At 61.6% G+C, this 15,034-nt stretch carries 14 protein-coding genes; 9 read left to right on the forward strand and 5 right to left on the reverse strand.

The window, feature by feature from the left end:
- Positions 1-6 precede the first annotated feature (6 nt).
- From sfnG to ABFX35_RS06240, 9 genes are all read left to right on the forward strand, one after another.
- The gene (gene sfnG, locus ABFX35_RS06200) at positions 7-1,110 is read left to right on the forward strand and encodes a dimethylsulfone monooxygenase SfnG (protein ID WP_279022461.1); all 1,104 of its coding nucleotides are present in this window, start codon (positions 7-9) and stop codon (positions 1,108-1,110) included.
- Positions 1,103-2,539 (forward strand): FAD/NAD(P)-binding protein, encoded by a 1,437-nt coding sequence (locus ABFX35_RS06205; protein WP_346079865.1) that lies wholly within the window; start codon positions 1,103-1,105, stop codon positions 2,537-2,539. The genes sfnG and ABFX35_RS06205 overlap by 8 nt, the downstream gene beginning before the upstream one ends.
- A gap of 111 nt (positions 2,540-2,650) precedes the next feature.
- Positions 2,651-4,057, forward strand: a complete 1,407-nt coding sequence (locus tag ABFX35_RS06210; RefSeq protein WP_346079867.1) for an LLM class flavin-dependent oxidoreductase — start codon at positions 2,651-2,653, stop codon at positions 4,055-4,057.
- Between the two features lie 7 nt (positions 4,058-4,064).
- On the forward strand, positions 4,065-5,084 hold the full coding sequence (locus ABFX35_RS06215) for a methionine ABC transporter ATP-binding protein (protein ID WP_346079869.1): 1,020 nt from the start codon (positions 4,065-4,067) through the stop codon (positions 5,082-5,084).
- Entirely contained in the window at positions 5,081-5,785 is a 705-nt protein-coding gene (locus tag ABFX35_RS06220; RefSeq protein WP_279022455.1) for a methionine ABC transporter permease, read from the forward strand. The genes ABFX35_RS06215 and ABFX35_RS06220 overlap by 4 nt, the downstream gene beginning before the upstream one ends.
- Before the next feature lie 2 nt (positions 5,786-5,787).
- Positions 5,788-6,663 carry a MetQ/NlpA family ABC transporter substrate-binding protein gene (locus tag ABFX35_RS06225; RefSeq protein ID WP_346079871.1) on the forward strand — a complete coding sequence of 292 codons (876 nt, stop codon included), beginning with the start codon at positions 5,788-5,790 and terminating at the stop codon, positions 6,661-6,663.
- Positions 6,664-6,927: 264 nt separating this feature from the next.
- Positions 6,928-8,382, forward strand: coding sequence for an MFS transporter (locus tag ABFX35_RS06230; protein WP_095844712.1), 1,455 nt, complete (start codon positions 6,928-6,930; stop codon positions 8,380-8,382).
- A 10-nt stretch (positions 8,383-8,392) separates the two neighbouring features.
- A complete protein-coding gene (locus ABFX35_RS06235; RefSeq protein ID WP_346079874.1) occupies positions 8,393-9,616 on the forward strand; it encodes an acyl-CoA dehydrogenase family protein in 1,224 nt (407 codons plus the stop codon).
- A 350-nt stretch (positions 9,617-9,966) separates the two neighbouring features.
- The gene (locus ABFX35_RS06240) at positions 9,967-10,893 is read left to right on the forward strand and encodes a sugar glycosyltransferase (RefSeq protein WP_279028574.1); all 927 of its coding nucleotides are present in this window, start codon (positions 9,967-9,969) and stop codon (positions 10,891-10,893) included.
- A gap of 17 nt (positions 10,894-10,910) precedes the next feature.
- On the opposite strand, the gene ABFX35_RS06245 is transcribed toward ABFX35_RS06240, so the two are convergent.
- From ABFX35_RS06245 to ABFX35_RS06265, 5 genes are read right to left on the reverse strand one after another with little or no spacing between them, the layout of a single operon-like run.
- A complete protein-coding gene (locus ABFX35_RS06245; RefSeq protein WP_346079876.1) occupies positions 10,911-12,104 on the reverse strand; it encodes an ABC transporter substrate-binding protein in 1,194 nt (397 codons plus the stop codon).
- A gap of 4 nt (positions 12,105-12,108) precedes the next feature.
- Complete coding sequence (locus ABFX35_RS06250; protein ID WP_346079878.1) at positions 12,109-13,137, reverse strand: CobW family GTP-binding protein; 1,029 nt, start codon at positions 13,135-13,137, stop codon at positions 12,109-12,111.
- Positions 13,121-13,441 carry a hypothetical protein gene (locus ABFX35_RS06255; RefSeq protein ID WP_346079880.1) on the reverse strand — a complete coding sequence of 107 codons (321 nt, stop codon included), beginning with the start codon at positions 13,439-13,441 and terminating at the stop codon, positions 13,121-13,123. Before ABFX35_RS06255 ends, ABFX35_RS06250 begins: the two co-directional genes overlap by 17 nt.
- Before the next feature lie 16 nt (positions 13,442-13,457).
- Positions 13,458-14,204, reverse strand: a complete 747-nt coding sequence (locus ABFX35_RS06260) for an SDR family NAD(P)-dependent oxidoreductase (protein WP_346079882.1) — start codon at positions 14,202-14,204, stop codon at positions 13,458-13,460.
- Between the two features lie 21 nt (positions 14,205-14,225).
- Positions 14,226-14,999, reverse strand: coding sequence for an SDR family NAD(P)-dependent oxidoreductase (locus ABFX35_RS06265; protein ID WP_346079884.1), 774 nt, complete (start codon positions 14,997-14,999; stop codon positions 14,226-14,228).
- Positions 15,000-15,034: the final 35 nt, after the last annotated feature.

Consider the following 15,034-nt stretch of genomic DNA (forward strand, 5'->3'; position numbering starts at 1 on the left):
GTCACCATGACGTCACAACAAGCACGCCAACCGATTCAATTTGCCTACTGGGTTCCCAACGTATCCGGCGGGCTGGTAGTCAGCAAAATCCCCCAACGCACCCATTGGGATCAGCATTACAACCGCAAGCTGGCGCAGATTGCCGAACGCGCCGGCTTTGATTATGCCCTGACGCAGATCCGCTTTACGGCGGGCTATGGCGCAGACAACCAGCATGAGTCGGTATCGTTTTCCCAGGATTTGCTCGCGGCCACCGAGCGCCTGAAAGTGATCGCCGCACTGTTGCCTGGCCCGTGGAACCCGACGCTTGCGGCTAAACAGATCGCCACCATCAGCCACCTTTCGGATGCGCGCATCGCGGTGAACATCGTCAGCGGTTGGTTCCGCGGGGAGTTCAAGGCGGTGGGCGAGCCGTGGCTGGACCACGAAGAGCGCTATCTGCGTTCTGAAGAGTTTATCCGCTGCCTGCAGGGGATCTGGCGTGAGCCGAGCTTTACCTTCGCCGGCGATTTTTACCGTTTCCGCGACTATTCGTTAAAGCCCAAACCGCTCGATCCGCTGCCGGAGATCTTCCAGGGCGGCAGTTCCCGCGCGGCCCGCGATATGGCGGCGCGCGTTTCCGATTGGTACTTCACCAACGGCAATACGGTGGAAGGCATCCGCGAACAGGTAGCGGATATTCAGCACAAGGCGGCGGCCAACCAGCACCGGGTGCGGATCGGCGTTAACGGCTTTGTGATTGCCCGCGACAGTGAACAGCAGGCCAAAGCGGTGTTGCAGGATATTCTGCAACAGGCCGATCCGGAGGCGGTAAAAGGCTTCCACCACGAAGTGCAGAACGCCGGCAATGCGTCACCGGAGAAACAGGGCAACTGGGCGCAATCTACGTTCGAAGACCTGGTGCAATACAACGACGGCTTTAAAACCAACCTGATCGGCACCCCGCAGCAGATTGCCGAACGCATTATCGCCTATAAACAGGCCGGTGTGGATCTGATGCTGCTTGGCTTCCTGCACTTCCAGGAAGAGGTGGAGTATTTCGGCCGGGAAATCATCCCGCTGGTGCGCGAGCTGGAGCAGCAGCAAACGCCGGAGTTGACCCATGGCTGAACCACAGATCCCGCATGTGGTGATCATCGGCGGCGGCTTTAGCGGCACCGCGCTGGCGATCCATTTGGCGCGCCAGGCCAGCGCGCCGTTGCGGGTTACGGTGATTGAGCCGCGCGCGCAACTGGCGCAGGGGGTGGCTTATTCCACCACCGAACCGGCGCACCGCATCAATGTGCCGGCCGTGCGGATGCAATTGTCTGGCGATGAGGCGGGGGATTTTGACCGCTGGTATCGCCGGCAGCCCGAGTTTGAGCAAGATCGCGCCGCGCAATGGATTGACGGGCAGGTGTACCCACAACGCGGCGCGTTTGGCCGCTATATCGCCACCAGGTTTGCCGAAGCCGCGCAGCATGGCCCGGCGCAGCTACGGCATGTGCGCGATCGCGCTGTGGCGTTGGTGGACGGCGTGGTAACGACCGCCAATGGCGCCCGTTTGCGCGCCGATGCGGTGGCGCTGGCGGTGAGCCATCCGCCGCCGGCGCTGCCGGGTTTATTGACCGGCGAACTGGCCCGGCACCCGGCGCTGATCGCCAACCCCTGGCAGGCCGGCGCTTTCGCGCAGGTGGGGGCAATGGAACGCGTGGCGATCATGGGCACCGGGCTGACCATGGCGGACGCCGTGGCCACGCTGCATGCCCAGGGGCACCGCGGGCCGCTGCTGGCGTTCTCACGCCGTGGGTTATTGCCGCGGCCGAACGTCACCGGCGAGTATGCCCCTTGGCCGCTGGACTATGAAAGAGACAACCCCGGCTCGTTGCGCTACTGGCTGGGCCGCGTGCGCCAGGCCGTGGCAGCAGCCGCGCGCCAGCAGGTGCCCTGGCAAGCGGTGTTGGACGATGTTCGCGCCAATGGTCAACGGCTGTGGCAGCAGTTGCCGCAGGCCGAACAGCGGCGCTTCCTGCGCCATTTGCGCAGTTGGTGGGATGTACACCGCTACCGTATCGCCCCCCAGGTGCACCAGGTACTGGATGAAAAAAGCCAGCGCGGTGAGTTACGGGTGATCGCCGCCCGTTTGCAGGCGGTCGAGAGCCAGGGCGATACCCTGGCGCTGCGCTTGGCGCGGCGTGACGGCACGCAGGAAGCCGTCACGGTGGATCGGCTGATCGTCACGACCGGCCCGGCGCATGCCGGGTTGCTGGAGAGTCAGCCGCTGTTGCAGCAACTGGCCGCCAGCGGTGCGCTACAGGCCGATTCGCTCGGGCTGGGCATTCTGGTGAACGCCGATTCGGCGGCGCTGGGCGCCGACGGTAACGCCAACCCGCGCCTGCGGGTGGTGGGGCCTGCCGCACGCGGGCGTTTTGGCGAACTGATGGGCCTGCCGCAGGTGGCCGATCACGCACAGGCCGTCGCCGGCCAGCTATTGGCCACGGTGTTGGCCGCATCCCCCGCCGCGGCGCGATGTCCCCCTTTGATGCTGAATACGGATTAGGCCGGGCTTTGCCTGCACGGTTCCGCCCGCCCCCATACCCCAATAGATAACGAGATAAGTGTGATAAGCCGCCGGGCTTGGTTCCGGCGCGCCATCGCATTGGAGAGCGCTATGTCATCGCAACGTGAAATTCGTCTGAATGCATTTGATATGAACTGTGTTGGACACCAATCGCCGGGGCTATGGGCGCACCCGCGCGATCGCTCCTGGCAGTATAAAGATTTGGAGTACTGGACCGATCTGGCGCGCTTGCTGGAACGCGGCAAATTCGACGGGCTGTTCATCGCCGACGTGTTGGGGATCTACGATGTGTTGGATGGCAACGGCGATGCCGCCATTCGCCAGGCAACGCAGGTGCCGGTTAACGATCCGCTGGCGCTGGTAACGCCGATGGCGCTGGTCACCGAACATTTGGGCTTTGGGTTGACCGCCTCGCTGTCTTTTGAGCACCCGTATCCGTTCGCCCGCCGCCTGTCGACGCTGGACCATCTGACCAAAGGGCGCGTTGGCTGGAACATTGTCACCTCCTATCTGGAGAGCGGCGCGCGCAATATCGGCCAGCAGGCGCAGGCCGACCACGATGCGCGCTATGACTACGCCGATGAATATCTGCAAGTGATTTACAAGCTGCTGGAAGGCAGTTGGGAAGACGGGGCGATCCTGCGCGATCGCGAGCGGGGGATTTTCAGCGATCCGGCCAAAGTGCACCCGATCAACCATCAAGGGCAGTTTTTCCAGGTGCCGGGCATTCACCTGTGCGAGCCTTCGCCGCAGCGCACGCCGGTGCTGTATCAGGCCGGCGCCTCCAGCCGCGGCAAGCAATTTGCCGCCGAGCATGCCGAGTGCGTATTCGTCGCGTCACCGTCGAAGGTGTTGCTGAAAAAGACCGTGGCGGACATTCGCCGCCGCACCGCCGAGGCCGGGCGCGATCCACGCAGCGTCCTGATCTTCAACCTGCAGACGGTGATCGTGGGTGAAACCGATCGCCAGGCGCAGGCCAAGTGGCAGGAGTACAAGTCATACGTCAGTTATGAAGGCGCGCTGGCGCTGGTTTCCGGCTGGACCGGCATCGATTTTGGCCAATACCAGCCGAATCAGGTGCTGAAGCATTTGCACACCAACGCCATTCAGTCGGCGGTGGAAACCTTCTCCACGGCCGATCCCGATCGCCAATGGACGGTGGAAGCGCTGGCCGACTGGGTAGGGATCGGTGGTTTTGGCCCGCTGCTGGTGGGCAGCGCGCAGACGGTCGCCGATGAGTTGCAGGCATGGGTAGAGGAAACCGACGTCGACGGCTTTAACCTGGCCTATGCGGTCACCCACGAAACCTTTACCGATGTGGTGGAACTGTTGATCCCTGAGCTGCAAAAGCGCGGCGTATTCAAGCAGGACTATGCCCCCGGCACGCTGCGCGAAAAATTGTTCCACCAGGGGCCACGCCTGGCATTGCCGCATCCGGGGGCCGGCTACCGTTGGGCGCAGGCGGAATCCCCTCTGGCCGCCGTTGCCGGCAAGTGAGGGGCCGATGATCGAAATTGACGATTTACATAAGCACTACCGCGCCCCGAATGGTGAGCAGATCCCGGTACTAAAGGGCATCTCGCTGCAGGTGCCGGCGGGCTCCATTACGGCGGTGGTCGGCCCCAGCGGCGCCGGCAAATCAACGCTGGCCAAGTGCATCAGCCTGTTGGAAAAGCCCAGCGCTGGCAGTATCCGGGTTAACGGCCAGGATCTGTCGCGCCTGTCGGGGGAAGCGTTGCGCCGCGAGCGGCGGGCGATCGGCACGGTATTCCAGTCTTCGGCGCTGCTGCAACGCAAAACGGCCTGGCAGAACATCGCTCTGCCGCTGGCATATCTTGGCGTGGTGCCGCGTGATATCGACAAACGCGTCAAGACGCTGCTGGCGGCGGTGGGGCTGGCGGATAAAGCCAATTTCTACCCAGCGCAGCTTTCCGGCGGGCAACGCCAACGGGTGGGCATCGCGCGGGCGCTGGCGCTGCGGCCTTCGGTACTGTTGGCCGATGAGGCAACCTCGGGGCTGGATCCTGAAGCCACGGCGGCCATTCTGAACCTGCTTAAGCAACTGCGTGACGAGTACGGCCTGTCGATTATCCTGATCACCCATGAAATGGATGCGGTGCGCAACGCCGCCGATGCGGTGGCGGAGATCCGCAACGGCACCATTGTGCAGCAGGGGCCGGTGCGCGAGCTTTTGGCTTCGCCGGATTCATTGTTGGGCAGCCAACTGTTCCCGCTGCAGGCGCTGCCGGTAGCGGATGCGCTGCGTCTGCAGGTGACCTATTCCGCCGAGCAGGCGGCGGCCACCGACTGGATAAGCCGCATCAGCCAGCAATTCAACTTGCACATCGATCTGCTCGGCGGCCACGTGGAGATGGTGGGCGGCCAACTGGCCGGGCGGTTGGAGATCGCCGTGCGCTATGGCGCGGGCCAGCCGGCGCTGGATGAACTGCGTGCGGCGCTGCTGCGGCTTGGGGTGATTACCACGGTGTTGCAACAGTCGGCGGCGCTGCAGGAGGCGGTATGAAAAGCGTTGACGATAGCGTACTGAGCCAGGACACGCCCTGGAACCAGATTCACCATTTGTTGCTGCCCGCCTACGGGGAAACCTGGTTGATGGTGGGCATCGTTATGCTGTTTGTGGTGACACTCGGCGGGCTGGTGGGGGTGGTGCTGTTCAACACTGCCCCGCGCGGCTTGTTCCCCAGGCCGGCGCTGCACCGCACGCTAAGCTGGCTGGTGAACATGGGCCGCTCGCTGCCGTTTCTGGTGCTGATGGCGGCGATCATTCCGTTCACCTACTGGCTGACCGGCACCACCATCGGCATCCCGGCGGCGGTGATCCCGATGATTGTCGCCGGCGTGCCGTTTTTTGGCCGGCTGGTGGAAAACGCCCTGCGTGAGCTGCCTGCGGATGTCACCGCGGTGGGGCTGGTGTCCGGTGGCTCCCACTGGCAGATCATCGTGCATGCCCAATTGAGCGAGGCCCTGCCGGCGATTGTCGCCGCCATCACGTTGAATGTGATTTCGATGATTGAGTACTCGGCGATCGCCGGCACCATCGGCGCAGGCGGCATCGGCTATCTGGCCGTGGTCTACGGCTATCAGCGTTTCGATAACCACATCATGATCGCCACCATTGTGGTGCTGATTGCCACTATCCAACTGATTCAATTTATCGGCGATCGCCTGGTCGCTGCGTTACGTCCCCATCAGGAAACCCGTTAACTATGTCAAATCACGAGTTTGAGATTCGGAAGAAAAAGCGCTGGCCGTTGCCGCTGGCGATTGTGGTACTGCTGATTGCGGCGGCGGCAGTGTGGCACTTCACCGCCGGCAAGAACCAGGCGGTGCAGTTCGGCACTACGCTGAAGGTACATTATGAACCGGCGATGGCCGGGGAACAGCGCGTGATTCAATACGTCGGCGAGCATATTGCACCGGATTACGGCATCAAGCTGGAAGCGGTTGGCTTGCAAGACCCGGTGCAGGCGGACCGGGCGGTGGCGCAAGGGCAATATGCCGCTACCCTTTACCAACACCAGTGGTGGCTGAAACAGGTGGTGGATGCCAACGGCTTCAAATTGACGCCAACGCAGCCGGTGTTCCAATGGGCGTTCGGCATTTATTCGGATCGTTACCCTTCGGTAGACGCGCTGCCCGATGGCGCCGAAATTGTGGTGCCGAACGACGGCGCCAACCAGGGCCAGGCGCTGTGGCTGCTGCAGCGTATTGGGCTGATTGGGCTGGATCCTACCATCGAACCCCGCACCGCCAAGCTGAAAGACATCACCGTCAATAAGCGCAACTTCAACTTTAAAGAGCTGGATCTGCTGACGATGCCGCGTGCGCTGAATTCGGTGGATGCCGCCATTGGTTATGTTTCGCAGTTTGACGCGGGCAAGGTGCCGCGCGAGAAGGGGATTTTGTTCCCACCGGCGCCGAAGACCTTCGCCTCGCAGTTGGTGATTGGCACGCCGTACCTGGAAGACGCCAACATCAAGAAACTGCAGCAGGCCTTTGCCGATCCGCGCGTGCAGCAATACTTGCAACAAACGGACGATCCGTTGGTGAAAGGGGTTTTGGTACCGGTATCGGCGGAGTAACCCTGTATTCACCCAGGTGGTGTCACGCCAGCGTGCGTGAGCGCCGCCGGCGGCCACGGCGCTGCACCTGAAAGCGTTTGGCCGGCCCAATCAATGTGGCTAACAGCACCGGATTAACCCAGGTTAACCCGGTGCTTGCGTTACGTGGTATTTTTTTAATTAACTTATTGATATTTAATATTTTTATAGCGATTTTTGTTGTTTGTGCAGCGCGCGGGTTGGTTCTATAACAAGAACACCTGCACAAAATAATTAGAGGTCGTTATGAGTACGTTGAATATCGATACGGCAGCGCCGCTGTCTACACCGATTGGTTCGGTGAGCGATGTGGCGCGCTTAATCAATCAACGCAGTGATAAGAACAGCCACGCGCGTATGATTGTTCTGCTGGCGTTGGGCGGCGTTTTTCTTGACGCCTATGACCTGACCACGCTGTCTTACGGCATTGATGACGTGGTGCGCGAGTTCAGCCTTAGCCCGCTGTTGACCGGCGTGGTGACGTCTTCGATTATGGTGGGAACCATCATCGGTAACCTGGTCGGCGGCTGGCTGACCGATAAGTACGGCCGCTATCAGGTCTTTATGGCGGATATGCTGTTTTTCGTGGTGTCGGCGATTGCCGCCGGGTTGGCGCCCAACGTTTGGGTGCTGATCGGCGCTCGCTTCCTGATGGGGATCGGGGTGGGGATCGATCTGCCGGTCGCCATGGCCTACCTGGCGGAGTTTTCCAAGTTTACCGGCCAGGGCAACAAGGCGGCGCGGCTGGCCGCCTGGTGCCCGATGTGGTACGCGGCTTCTTCGGTGTGCTTCCTGATTATCTTTGCGCTCTACTTTTTGTTGCCCGCGCAGCATATCGATTGGCTCTGGCGTGCGTCACTCTTGTTCGGCGCGGTGCCGGCACTGCTGATTATCATGGTGCGCCGGCGCTTTATGAACGAATCGCCGCTGTGGGCCGCCAATCAGGGCGATTTCAAAGGTGCGGCGCGCATTCTGCGTGAATCGTACGGCATTGATGCCCATGAAGAGCCCAGCGCCGCCGGCCGGGAAAAACCGCAGCCACCTAAAGTCAGCTTCCGGGTGCTGTTTCAAAAGCCGTATCGCGAGCGCACGATAGTGGCTAGCGTGATGAACGTCTGTATCTCGTTTGAATACACCGCGATCGCGTTTTTCCTGCCGTCGATCCTGGCGCAGTTCCTCGGCGCCGGCGTGTTTGAAACCATCTCCGCTTCGCTTGGCCTGAACGTGCTGTTCGCCTTTACCGGCGGCCTGCTCGGCATGCGCCTGGCGTGGAAATACCCTTCGCGCCACGTGGCGATCGCCGGTTTTGCCCTGCAGTTCATCGCGCTGATTGCGCTGGCATTAATCGGCCAACCGCACGCGGCGCTCGGCATCGGGCTGGCGCTGCTGATGCTGGGCCTGTGGCTGTTTGCCGAAGGCTTCGGCCCGGGCGCGCAAATGATGATTTACCCGGCGCTCTCTTATCCAACATCGATTCGCGCCACCGGGGTGGGCTTCGGCCGCTCGCTGTCCGGCATCGGCAGCGCGCTGGCGCTGTTCATCCTGCCTATTCTGCAGGCGCGTTTCGGCACCGATATGTTCTGGATTGTTTCGCTGGCGGCGTTCATCCCGATCGTCTTTTTGCTGGCGATCCGTTTTGAACCCACCCGTAATGATATTGATGACCGGGGTGAACAAACCGCCGCGGACACGTCACTGTGAGGAATTTGCCATGAGCCAACATCTGTTATCGACCGGCGCCGATTATGCCCAACTGGCGCAGCGCTTCCGCCCGATTTTTGCCCGCATCGCCGCCGGTGCGTTGGAGCGCGAACTGACGCGCACGCTGCCGTATGAACCGATACGCTGGCTGAAAGAGGCGGGCTTTGGCACCTTGCGCATTCCGCGGGAAAAAGGCGGATATGGCGCTTCGCTGCCGCAGTTGTTTGAATTGCTGACGGAGTTGGCCGAAGCCGATTCCAATCTGCCGCAGGCGCTGCGTGCGCACTTTGCCTTTGTGGAAGACCGGCTTAATCAGCCGGATAGCCCGCAGCGCGATCGCTGGTTCAGCCGCTTTCTGGATGGCGAGTTGGTCGGCAGCGGTTGGACAGAAATCGGCGCGGTGCAGCTTGGCCAGGTGATCACCAAGGTTACGCCGCACGACGGCGCCTGGCGGCTGAACGGCGAGAAGTTTTACAGCACCGGCAGCCTGTTCAGCGACTGGATTGATGTGTATGCCGAACGCAGCGACAACGGCGGCGCCGTGATCGCCATCGTGAATGTCAACCAGGATGCGGTAGCACGTGACGACGACTGGGATGGCTTCGGCCAGCGCACCACCGGCAGCGGCACCACGCGCTTTAACAATGCCCATGTGGAAGCGGAACACCTGTATGACTTTGCCGATCGTTTCCGATATCAGACGGCGTTTTATCAGCACGTTTTGCTGGCCAGTTTAGCCGGCGTTGGCCGCGCGGTGCAGCGTGACGCCGCCGCAGGCGTGCGCAACCGGCGGCGTATCTACAGCCACGGCAATGCCACGCTGGTGAAAGACGATGTGCAGATCCAGCAGGTGGTGGGGCAGATTGCTTCCTGGGCCTATGCGGTGGAGGCCACGGTGCTGAAGGCGACGGCATCTTTGCAGCGCGCCTATGAGGCGCATGTATCGCAGGATGAGGCGCAGATACAGGCAGAGAATATTGCCGCTGAAGTGGATGCCGCCAAGGCGCAGGTGATCGCCAGCGAATGGGTGCAGCGCGCCGCCAGTGAGCTATTTAATGCGCTGGGGGCTTCCGACACCCGGGTAAGCAAGGCGCTGGATCGCCATTGGCGCAATGCCCGCACGCTGTCGTCACACAACCCGGTGATCTACAAGGCGCGCAACGTCGGCGCCTGGGAGATCAACGGCAGCGAGCCGACGTTCATCTGGCAAATTGGCAGTAGCCCACAGGTGTAATCCGCAGGCACAGAAACCCCGCATTCCTGCGGGGTTTTTGCTATAGCGCCCAGGCCGTGCGGTGAAATAATCGACCAAGTTTCGAGGTTGATCACAAAACAAATGCTTGCGTAATATTTTATTACATCTCTTATTGTTAACCTGCTAAAGAATTCAAGTTCACTAAATTGCCTCGATCACCAAATCCCTTAATACTTGGCCTACAGCAATATGCAGCCCGGTGGCGCAGCGGTGTGGTAGCGATACTCCCGGTTTTCGGGGGCGTCATTTCCGGCCATAGCGTGAAAATAATTCAAATAAATCCAGCCAGGTGCGGTGATAGATCGTAGCGATAACAGGAAATTGGCCTTATGGGATCGTTTTTTAAACAGATATACCGTTATTCTCATCCACGTCCCTATCGCCATAATGAGAATCTCTGGCCCCATGTAAAGATTGAGCGCGCCGCCAGTGGGGAAATCATTGCACTGCGTTATAAAAAACAGCCGGTACCGATAGCCGATCTGGCGATGCTGAAGGGCAGTTGCCACGGCGACGTGCTGTTGACCGCCACTGGGCCTTCAATCAACAGTATGCAATTCGACGCCTTGCCGCCGATGCCGGCGATTGGCGTGAACGGCGCCTATTTCTTGCATAACGAGGTAGATTTCCGTTTCTACGTGATTGTCGATATGGGGTTTATTGACCGCCGGCCGGATATTGTGGAAGGTATTATCCGCGACGAAAATATTTTATTGTTCACCACCGTGCAAGGCGTCGCCAAAATCATTGATAAAGCCACATTAGCCAATGTGAAATGCCGCTTCGCCGTTATTGAAGACGCCGCCTACAAAACCTATCAACCGCGAATTCCTACCCAGGCGCTGCGCCCGCATTATTGCCATGCCGCCAGCGTCAGTTTTTGCCCGGAAAATCCCGCCATCGCGTTTAACCATGATATTCGCAGCGGTATTTTCGACGCCGGCACCGTGGTGTATTGGGCATTCCAGATTATTTCTTACCTCGGGTTTGAACAATTGCTGATCGCCGGCCTGGATATGAACAATTTCCACCTGCCGCGCTTTTATGAAACCGCCGCCAATAAGCTGCCGACATTTCTGGCCGATAAAGTGGATGATTTGATTATCCCGGCTTTCACACATGCCAGCCACCAGATGAAGCTCAATAATATTGCGGTTAAAAACCTGTCGCCGACCAGCGCCATCAGCAGCGATATTTTTGAAAAAGTGGGCAGTAACGAACTGTTCATCCAACCGGCGATGGCGGCCGGCGAATAACAGCCGCGCCTGGGCCTTCAGGCGCGCAGAAAATCATGCCAGCGCCGCACCAGATAGTTATGTTCGTCCATCACCGAATTCCACACCGCAATATGGCTCATCCGCTGTTCGTAACTGCCGCCGTCGCGCTGCTCGCCGTGAGGGATCAAACCATTGCCATAGGCATCCGGCAAATCTTCGCTGGCCGGTTTGCCGGCGTACCAATAATCCCACTCTGCGCGGGATAGGTAGGGGCGGCTGCGCTGCGGGTTAGAGATGTAGTAGCCCTGTTTGGCCATCACTGCCCCCGGCCAGCCGGATTGCCACCAGTTGAGGTAATCATAGGCGGCGTCCAGCACGCGGCCGCTGGCGCAGCGCGAGATCGACAGCCCGCCGTACCAGGCGCGGTAGCCCTCACGCGGCGTCGCCAGCGTATAGCCGCGCTGCTGGAAATGGTGACGAAAATAGGTGGGCGCCCACAGGCTTTGGATCCCGACGCGCCGGTCGTCAATCAGCCGGCAGGCTTCGTCCTGGCTGGCCCAGAACGCGGCGAAATGCCCGTGGCGGTGCAGTTCGGACAACACGCTTGTCAGGCGGTCGATCTCTTCCAGGCTTAGATTGCCGATGTTGGCAAAACGCGCCAGCCCTGCGCCCTGCGCCGCCAGCGCGGCATCCAGCCCGCCCATCGCCGCGTCGTTCTGCAACGCCACCTGGCCGCTGAACGCCGGGTGCAGCAGCCAGCCCCAGCTCTCTTCTTCATCCCGCAGGATCCTGGGTAGCCGATCCCGATGGTAGGCGAAGCTGTCGGCGTTGTGGGTCAGCGGTAGCATGCTGATCCGCTCGGTGGGCGTGCTACCGAGGCTGTGATCGTGCTGCACATAGAGCCGCTTGACCGGCACGCTGCCGTCGCCCAGCCGGCCGCCGGGGAACAGGGTACCCCGTTTGGGCAGATCGTTGATTTCATCCCAGTAACGCAGGCGGTTGATATCCAGCGGCTGAACCGCCCGGGCCGGCCAGACGAAATCCACATTGTGGAACCATTGATCGTAAAGATCGTAGCGCTCGGGGTGCATCACGGCGATGCGCTGCGCGTCCTGTACATCATGGATCTGGTATTCGATGTGCAGGCCCAGATCTTGCTCGGCGCGTTGACGCAAAATTTCCAACAGGGTGACCGAGGTGCCCAGCACCCGCAAGGTGGCTGGCGCGCTGGCGATGGAGGAGCGGGGCATGCGGTTAGGTCTCCGTAAGCGGTGGAGCCACCGGCGTGGTTGCAGCAACCGACAGCATAAAACGGTGAAAGGCATCTTGCACCCGCGCGGGGTCAATGCCACGCATAATCAACACCACTTGCGAACGCTGCGCGCCTGGCGGCCAGGCGGTGAGGTGCAGCGGTGGGTGCAGGCTGTGCTGCACGCCCTGGATCACCACCGGCGTGGCGCTTTCCGCCACCTTCAATATCCCTTTGATGCGCAATATTGATTGCCCGTGGCAATGTAATAGCATTGAAAGCCAAACGGCGAAAGCCGACCAGTTGATCTGCCGATCAAATTCGATCGTGCAGGTTTGCGTCGCCGGGTGTCGCACGCCGTCGGGCTGCGGCGTGGCGGTGGGTAACGGGCGCAGGCGCTGGAAAGCGTGCGTGTCCGGCTCGCCGCTGAACAGGCTAAGATCGCCATCCGCCAGGGCGCTGGTCGGGGCGATATGCGCCAGCGGATTCAGCCGTTGCAGGTAATCCTGTAGCGGCGCGAGCGCGCCGGCCGCCACCCGATCGGTTTTGCTGAGCAGCAGCCAATCGGCCGCGGTGACCTGTTCCAGCCATTCCGGCTGATGCTGCGCTTGCTGCCAGGCGTGTTCGCTGTCGACCAGGGTAATCATCGCGCCCTGGCGGAAATGGTGCTGGAGCTGGCGATCGTGCAGCAGGGTGGCGAAGATCGGCGCCGGATCTGCCAACCCGGTGGTTTCCAGGATCACCTGGCTGAACGCCGGCACCTCGCCACGTTGGCGGCGCTCAAACAACGCCAACAACGCCTGTTGCAGCTCGCCGCGCATGGCGCAGCACACGCAGCCGCTGGGCAGCAGCACTGTATCCGGCGCCACTTCGGCCAATAGCAGATGATCGATGCCCACGGCGCCGAATTCGTTTACCAGCAGGGCGGTATCTCGCTGATCCTGGCCCTGCAGCAAACGGCGCAGCAAGGTAGTTTTGCCGCTGCCGAGAAACCCGCTGAGCACGTGTACCGGTATCTTAAACATTGCCGCCATCCGCGCCTCCGTCCGATAACGCCGCCAGATAGCCCGGTTCGAGCGGATCGGCCGGGCGCCTGATCAACCGTTCAACCTCGTCCCACAGTTGCTCAAGGCCGGTTACGATGGCCTGTTGCCCGGTCGGGCTGGCCAACAGCCAGGCACTGCCGTGCAGATCGCGCAGCGTCAGGCGCCACGGCGCCAGCGTGCGGTTCAGCAGCGCCAACTGTTGCAGGCGCTGCTGGCGCGGCGGCAGGTGTTGTTGGCGCAGCGGATCGCTCCACTGCGGCCCTTCAGAAAGTAAACCACATAGCCCGCACATTGCTGTTCTCCTGTCTTCATGGCATCACGTCGCCCGAGTTTGGCCCCAGCGTCTGGCCGACAAACAGATTACCGCCGGGATCGCTGGCTAACAGCAGCGCCGCCGGGGCGACCTCTTCGGCGCGGCCAAACCGCCCGAGCGGCAGCTCGCGGGCTTTGGCGCTTTTCCAGGCGCTGCTGATGCCGGCGACCAGCGGGGTTTCTATCGGGCCGGGAGCGATGGCGTTCACCAGCACGTTTTGCCCGGCGGTTTCCAGCGCCAGCGATTTGGTAAAGCCAATCACCCCCGCTTTGGCGGCGGCGTAATGGCACAGTTCAGCGCCGCCCTTGATGCCCAATTGCGAAGCGATATTGATGATGCGCCCCCAACGCTGTTGCAGCATATGCGGCAGCGCACGCTGCGAGGCCAAAAATACGCTGCGCAAATCGACGGCCATCATCTCGTCCCACATGGCCAGCGTCAGTTCCGTGCAGGGCGCCTGCGTCAGCATACCGGCGTTATTGACCAGAATGTCGATGCCGCCGAGCAGGCGCACGCATTCATCAACGCCCCTTTGCGCGCCCGCCGGTTCGGCGACGTCGGCGATCACGCCGTGGCAGGCGGCGCCCAGCGCACGGCAATGCTCAACCGTTGCCGCAAGCCCGGCAGGGTTACGATCGCTGAGCACCAGCGCGGCGGCTTCAGCGGCGAAGGCACTGGCGATGGCGGCGCCGATGCCGCTGGCCGCGCCGGTAACCAGCGCGCGGCGGTGTTGCAATAACATAGCGTAGCTCCTTGATGGCGGTTAATCAGGCCAGCGGACCGTCAGCCCGCCGTCAATGATGATGCTTTGCCCGGTGATGTAGGCCGCGTCATCGCTGGTGAGGAAACGAATCAGGCCGGCGACGTCTTGCGGCTGGCCCACGCGCCCCAACGGGATAGCGCGCGCCGCCTTCGACAGCCCTTCTGGCCCCAGCGAATTGACCTTATCCAGCGACTGCGGGGTTTCGATAAGCCCTGGGATCACCGCGTTGCAGCGAATCCCCCGCGGCGCCAGCTCCACGGCCATTGAACGGCAGATGCCGGGTACCCCGGCCTTGGCCGCCGCGTAATGCGCGTGCTCCTGCCAGCCGTAGAACGCGCCGGCGATCGACGAAATCGCCACCATACTGCCGGGGCCCGTCATACGATTGGCCGCCGCGCGAAACAGGCGCATCACCCCGCTAAGATCGACATCCAGCATTTTGTGCCACTCGGCATCGCTCATTTCGCCGATGGGCGAGCGGTACAGCAGGCCGGCGTTGGCCACCACGTAATCAATCCGGCCGAAATGTTCCAGCGCGCGCTGGGCGAAGGCGTCTACCGACGCCGTCGCGGTGACGTCAAGTTCCAGCCATAGCGCGCCGCCGCCGGCGGCATCAACCAACGCGGCCGCCTGGCGCGGATCGTGCGGATCGGCCGGATAATAGCCGCCGGCGACGCGTACGCCGTTGCGGGCATAGGCCTGCGCCAGCGCCAGCCCGATGCCGCTGGCCGCGCCGCTGATCAGCGCGACCGGTGAACCGTTGAATTCAGTCATAAGCTCGATTCTCCTGGCGCCGGGGTTGCCCCGGC

Origin of the sequence: Gibbsiella dentisursi (assembly GCF_039539505.1) — a bacterium.
Classification (GTDB): Bacteria; Pseudomonadota; Gammaproteobacteria; order Enterobacterales; family Enterobacteriaceae; genus Gibbsiella; species Gibbsiella quercinecans.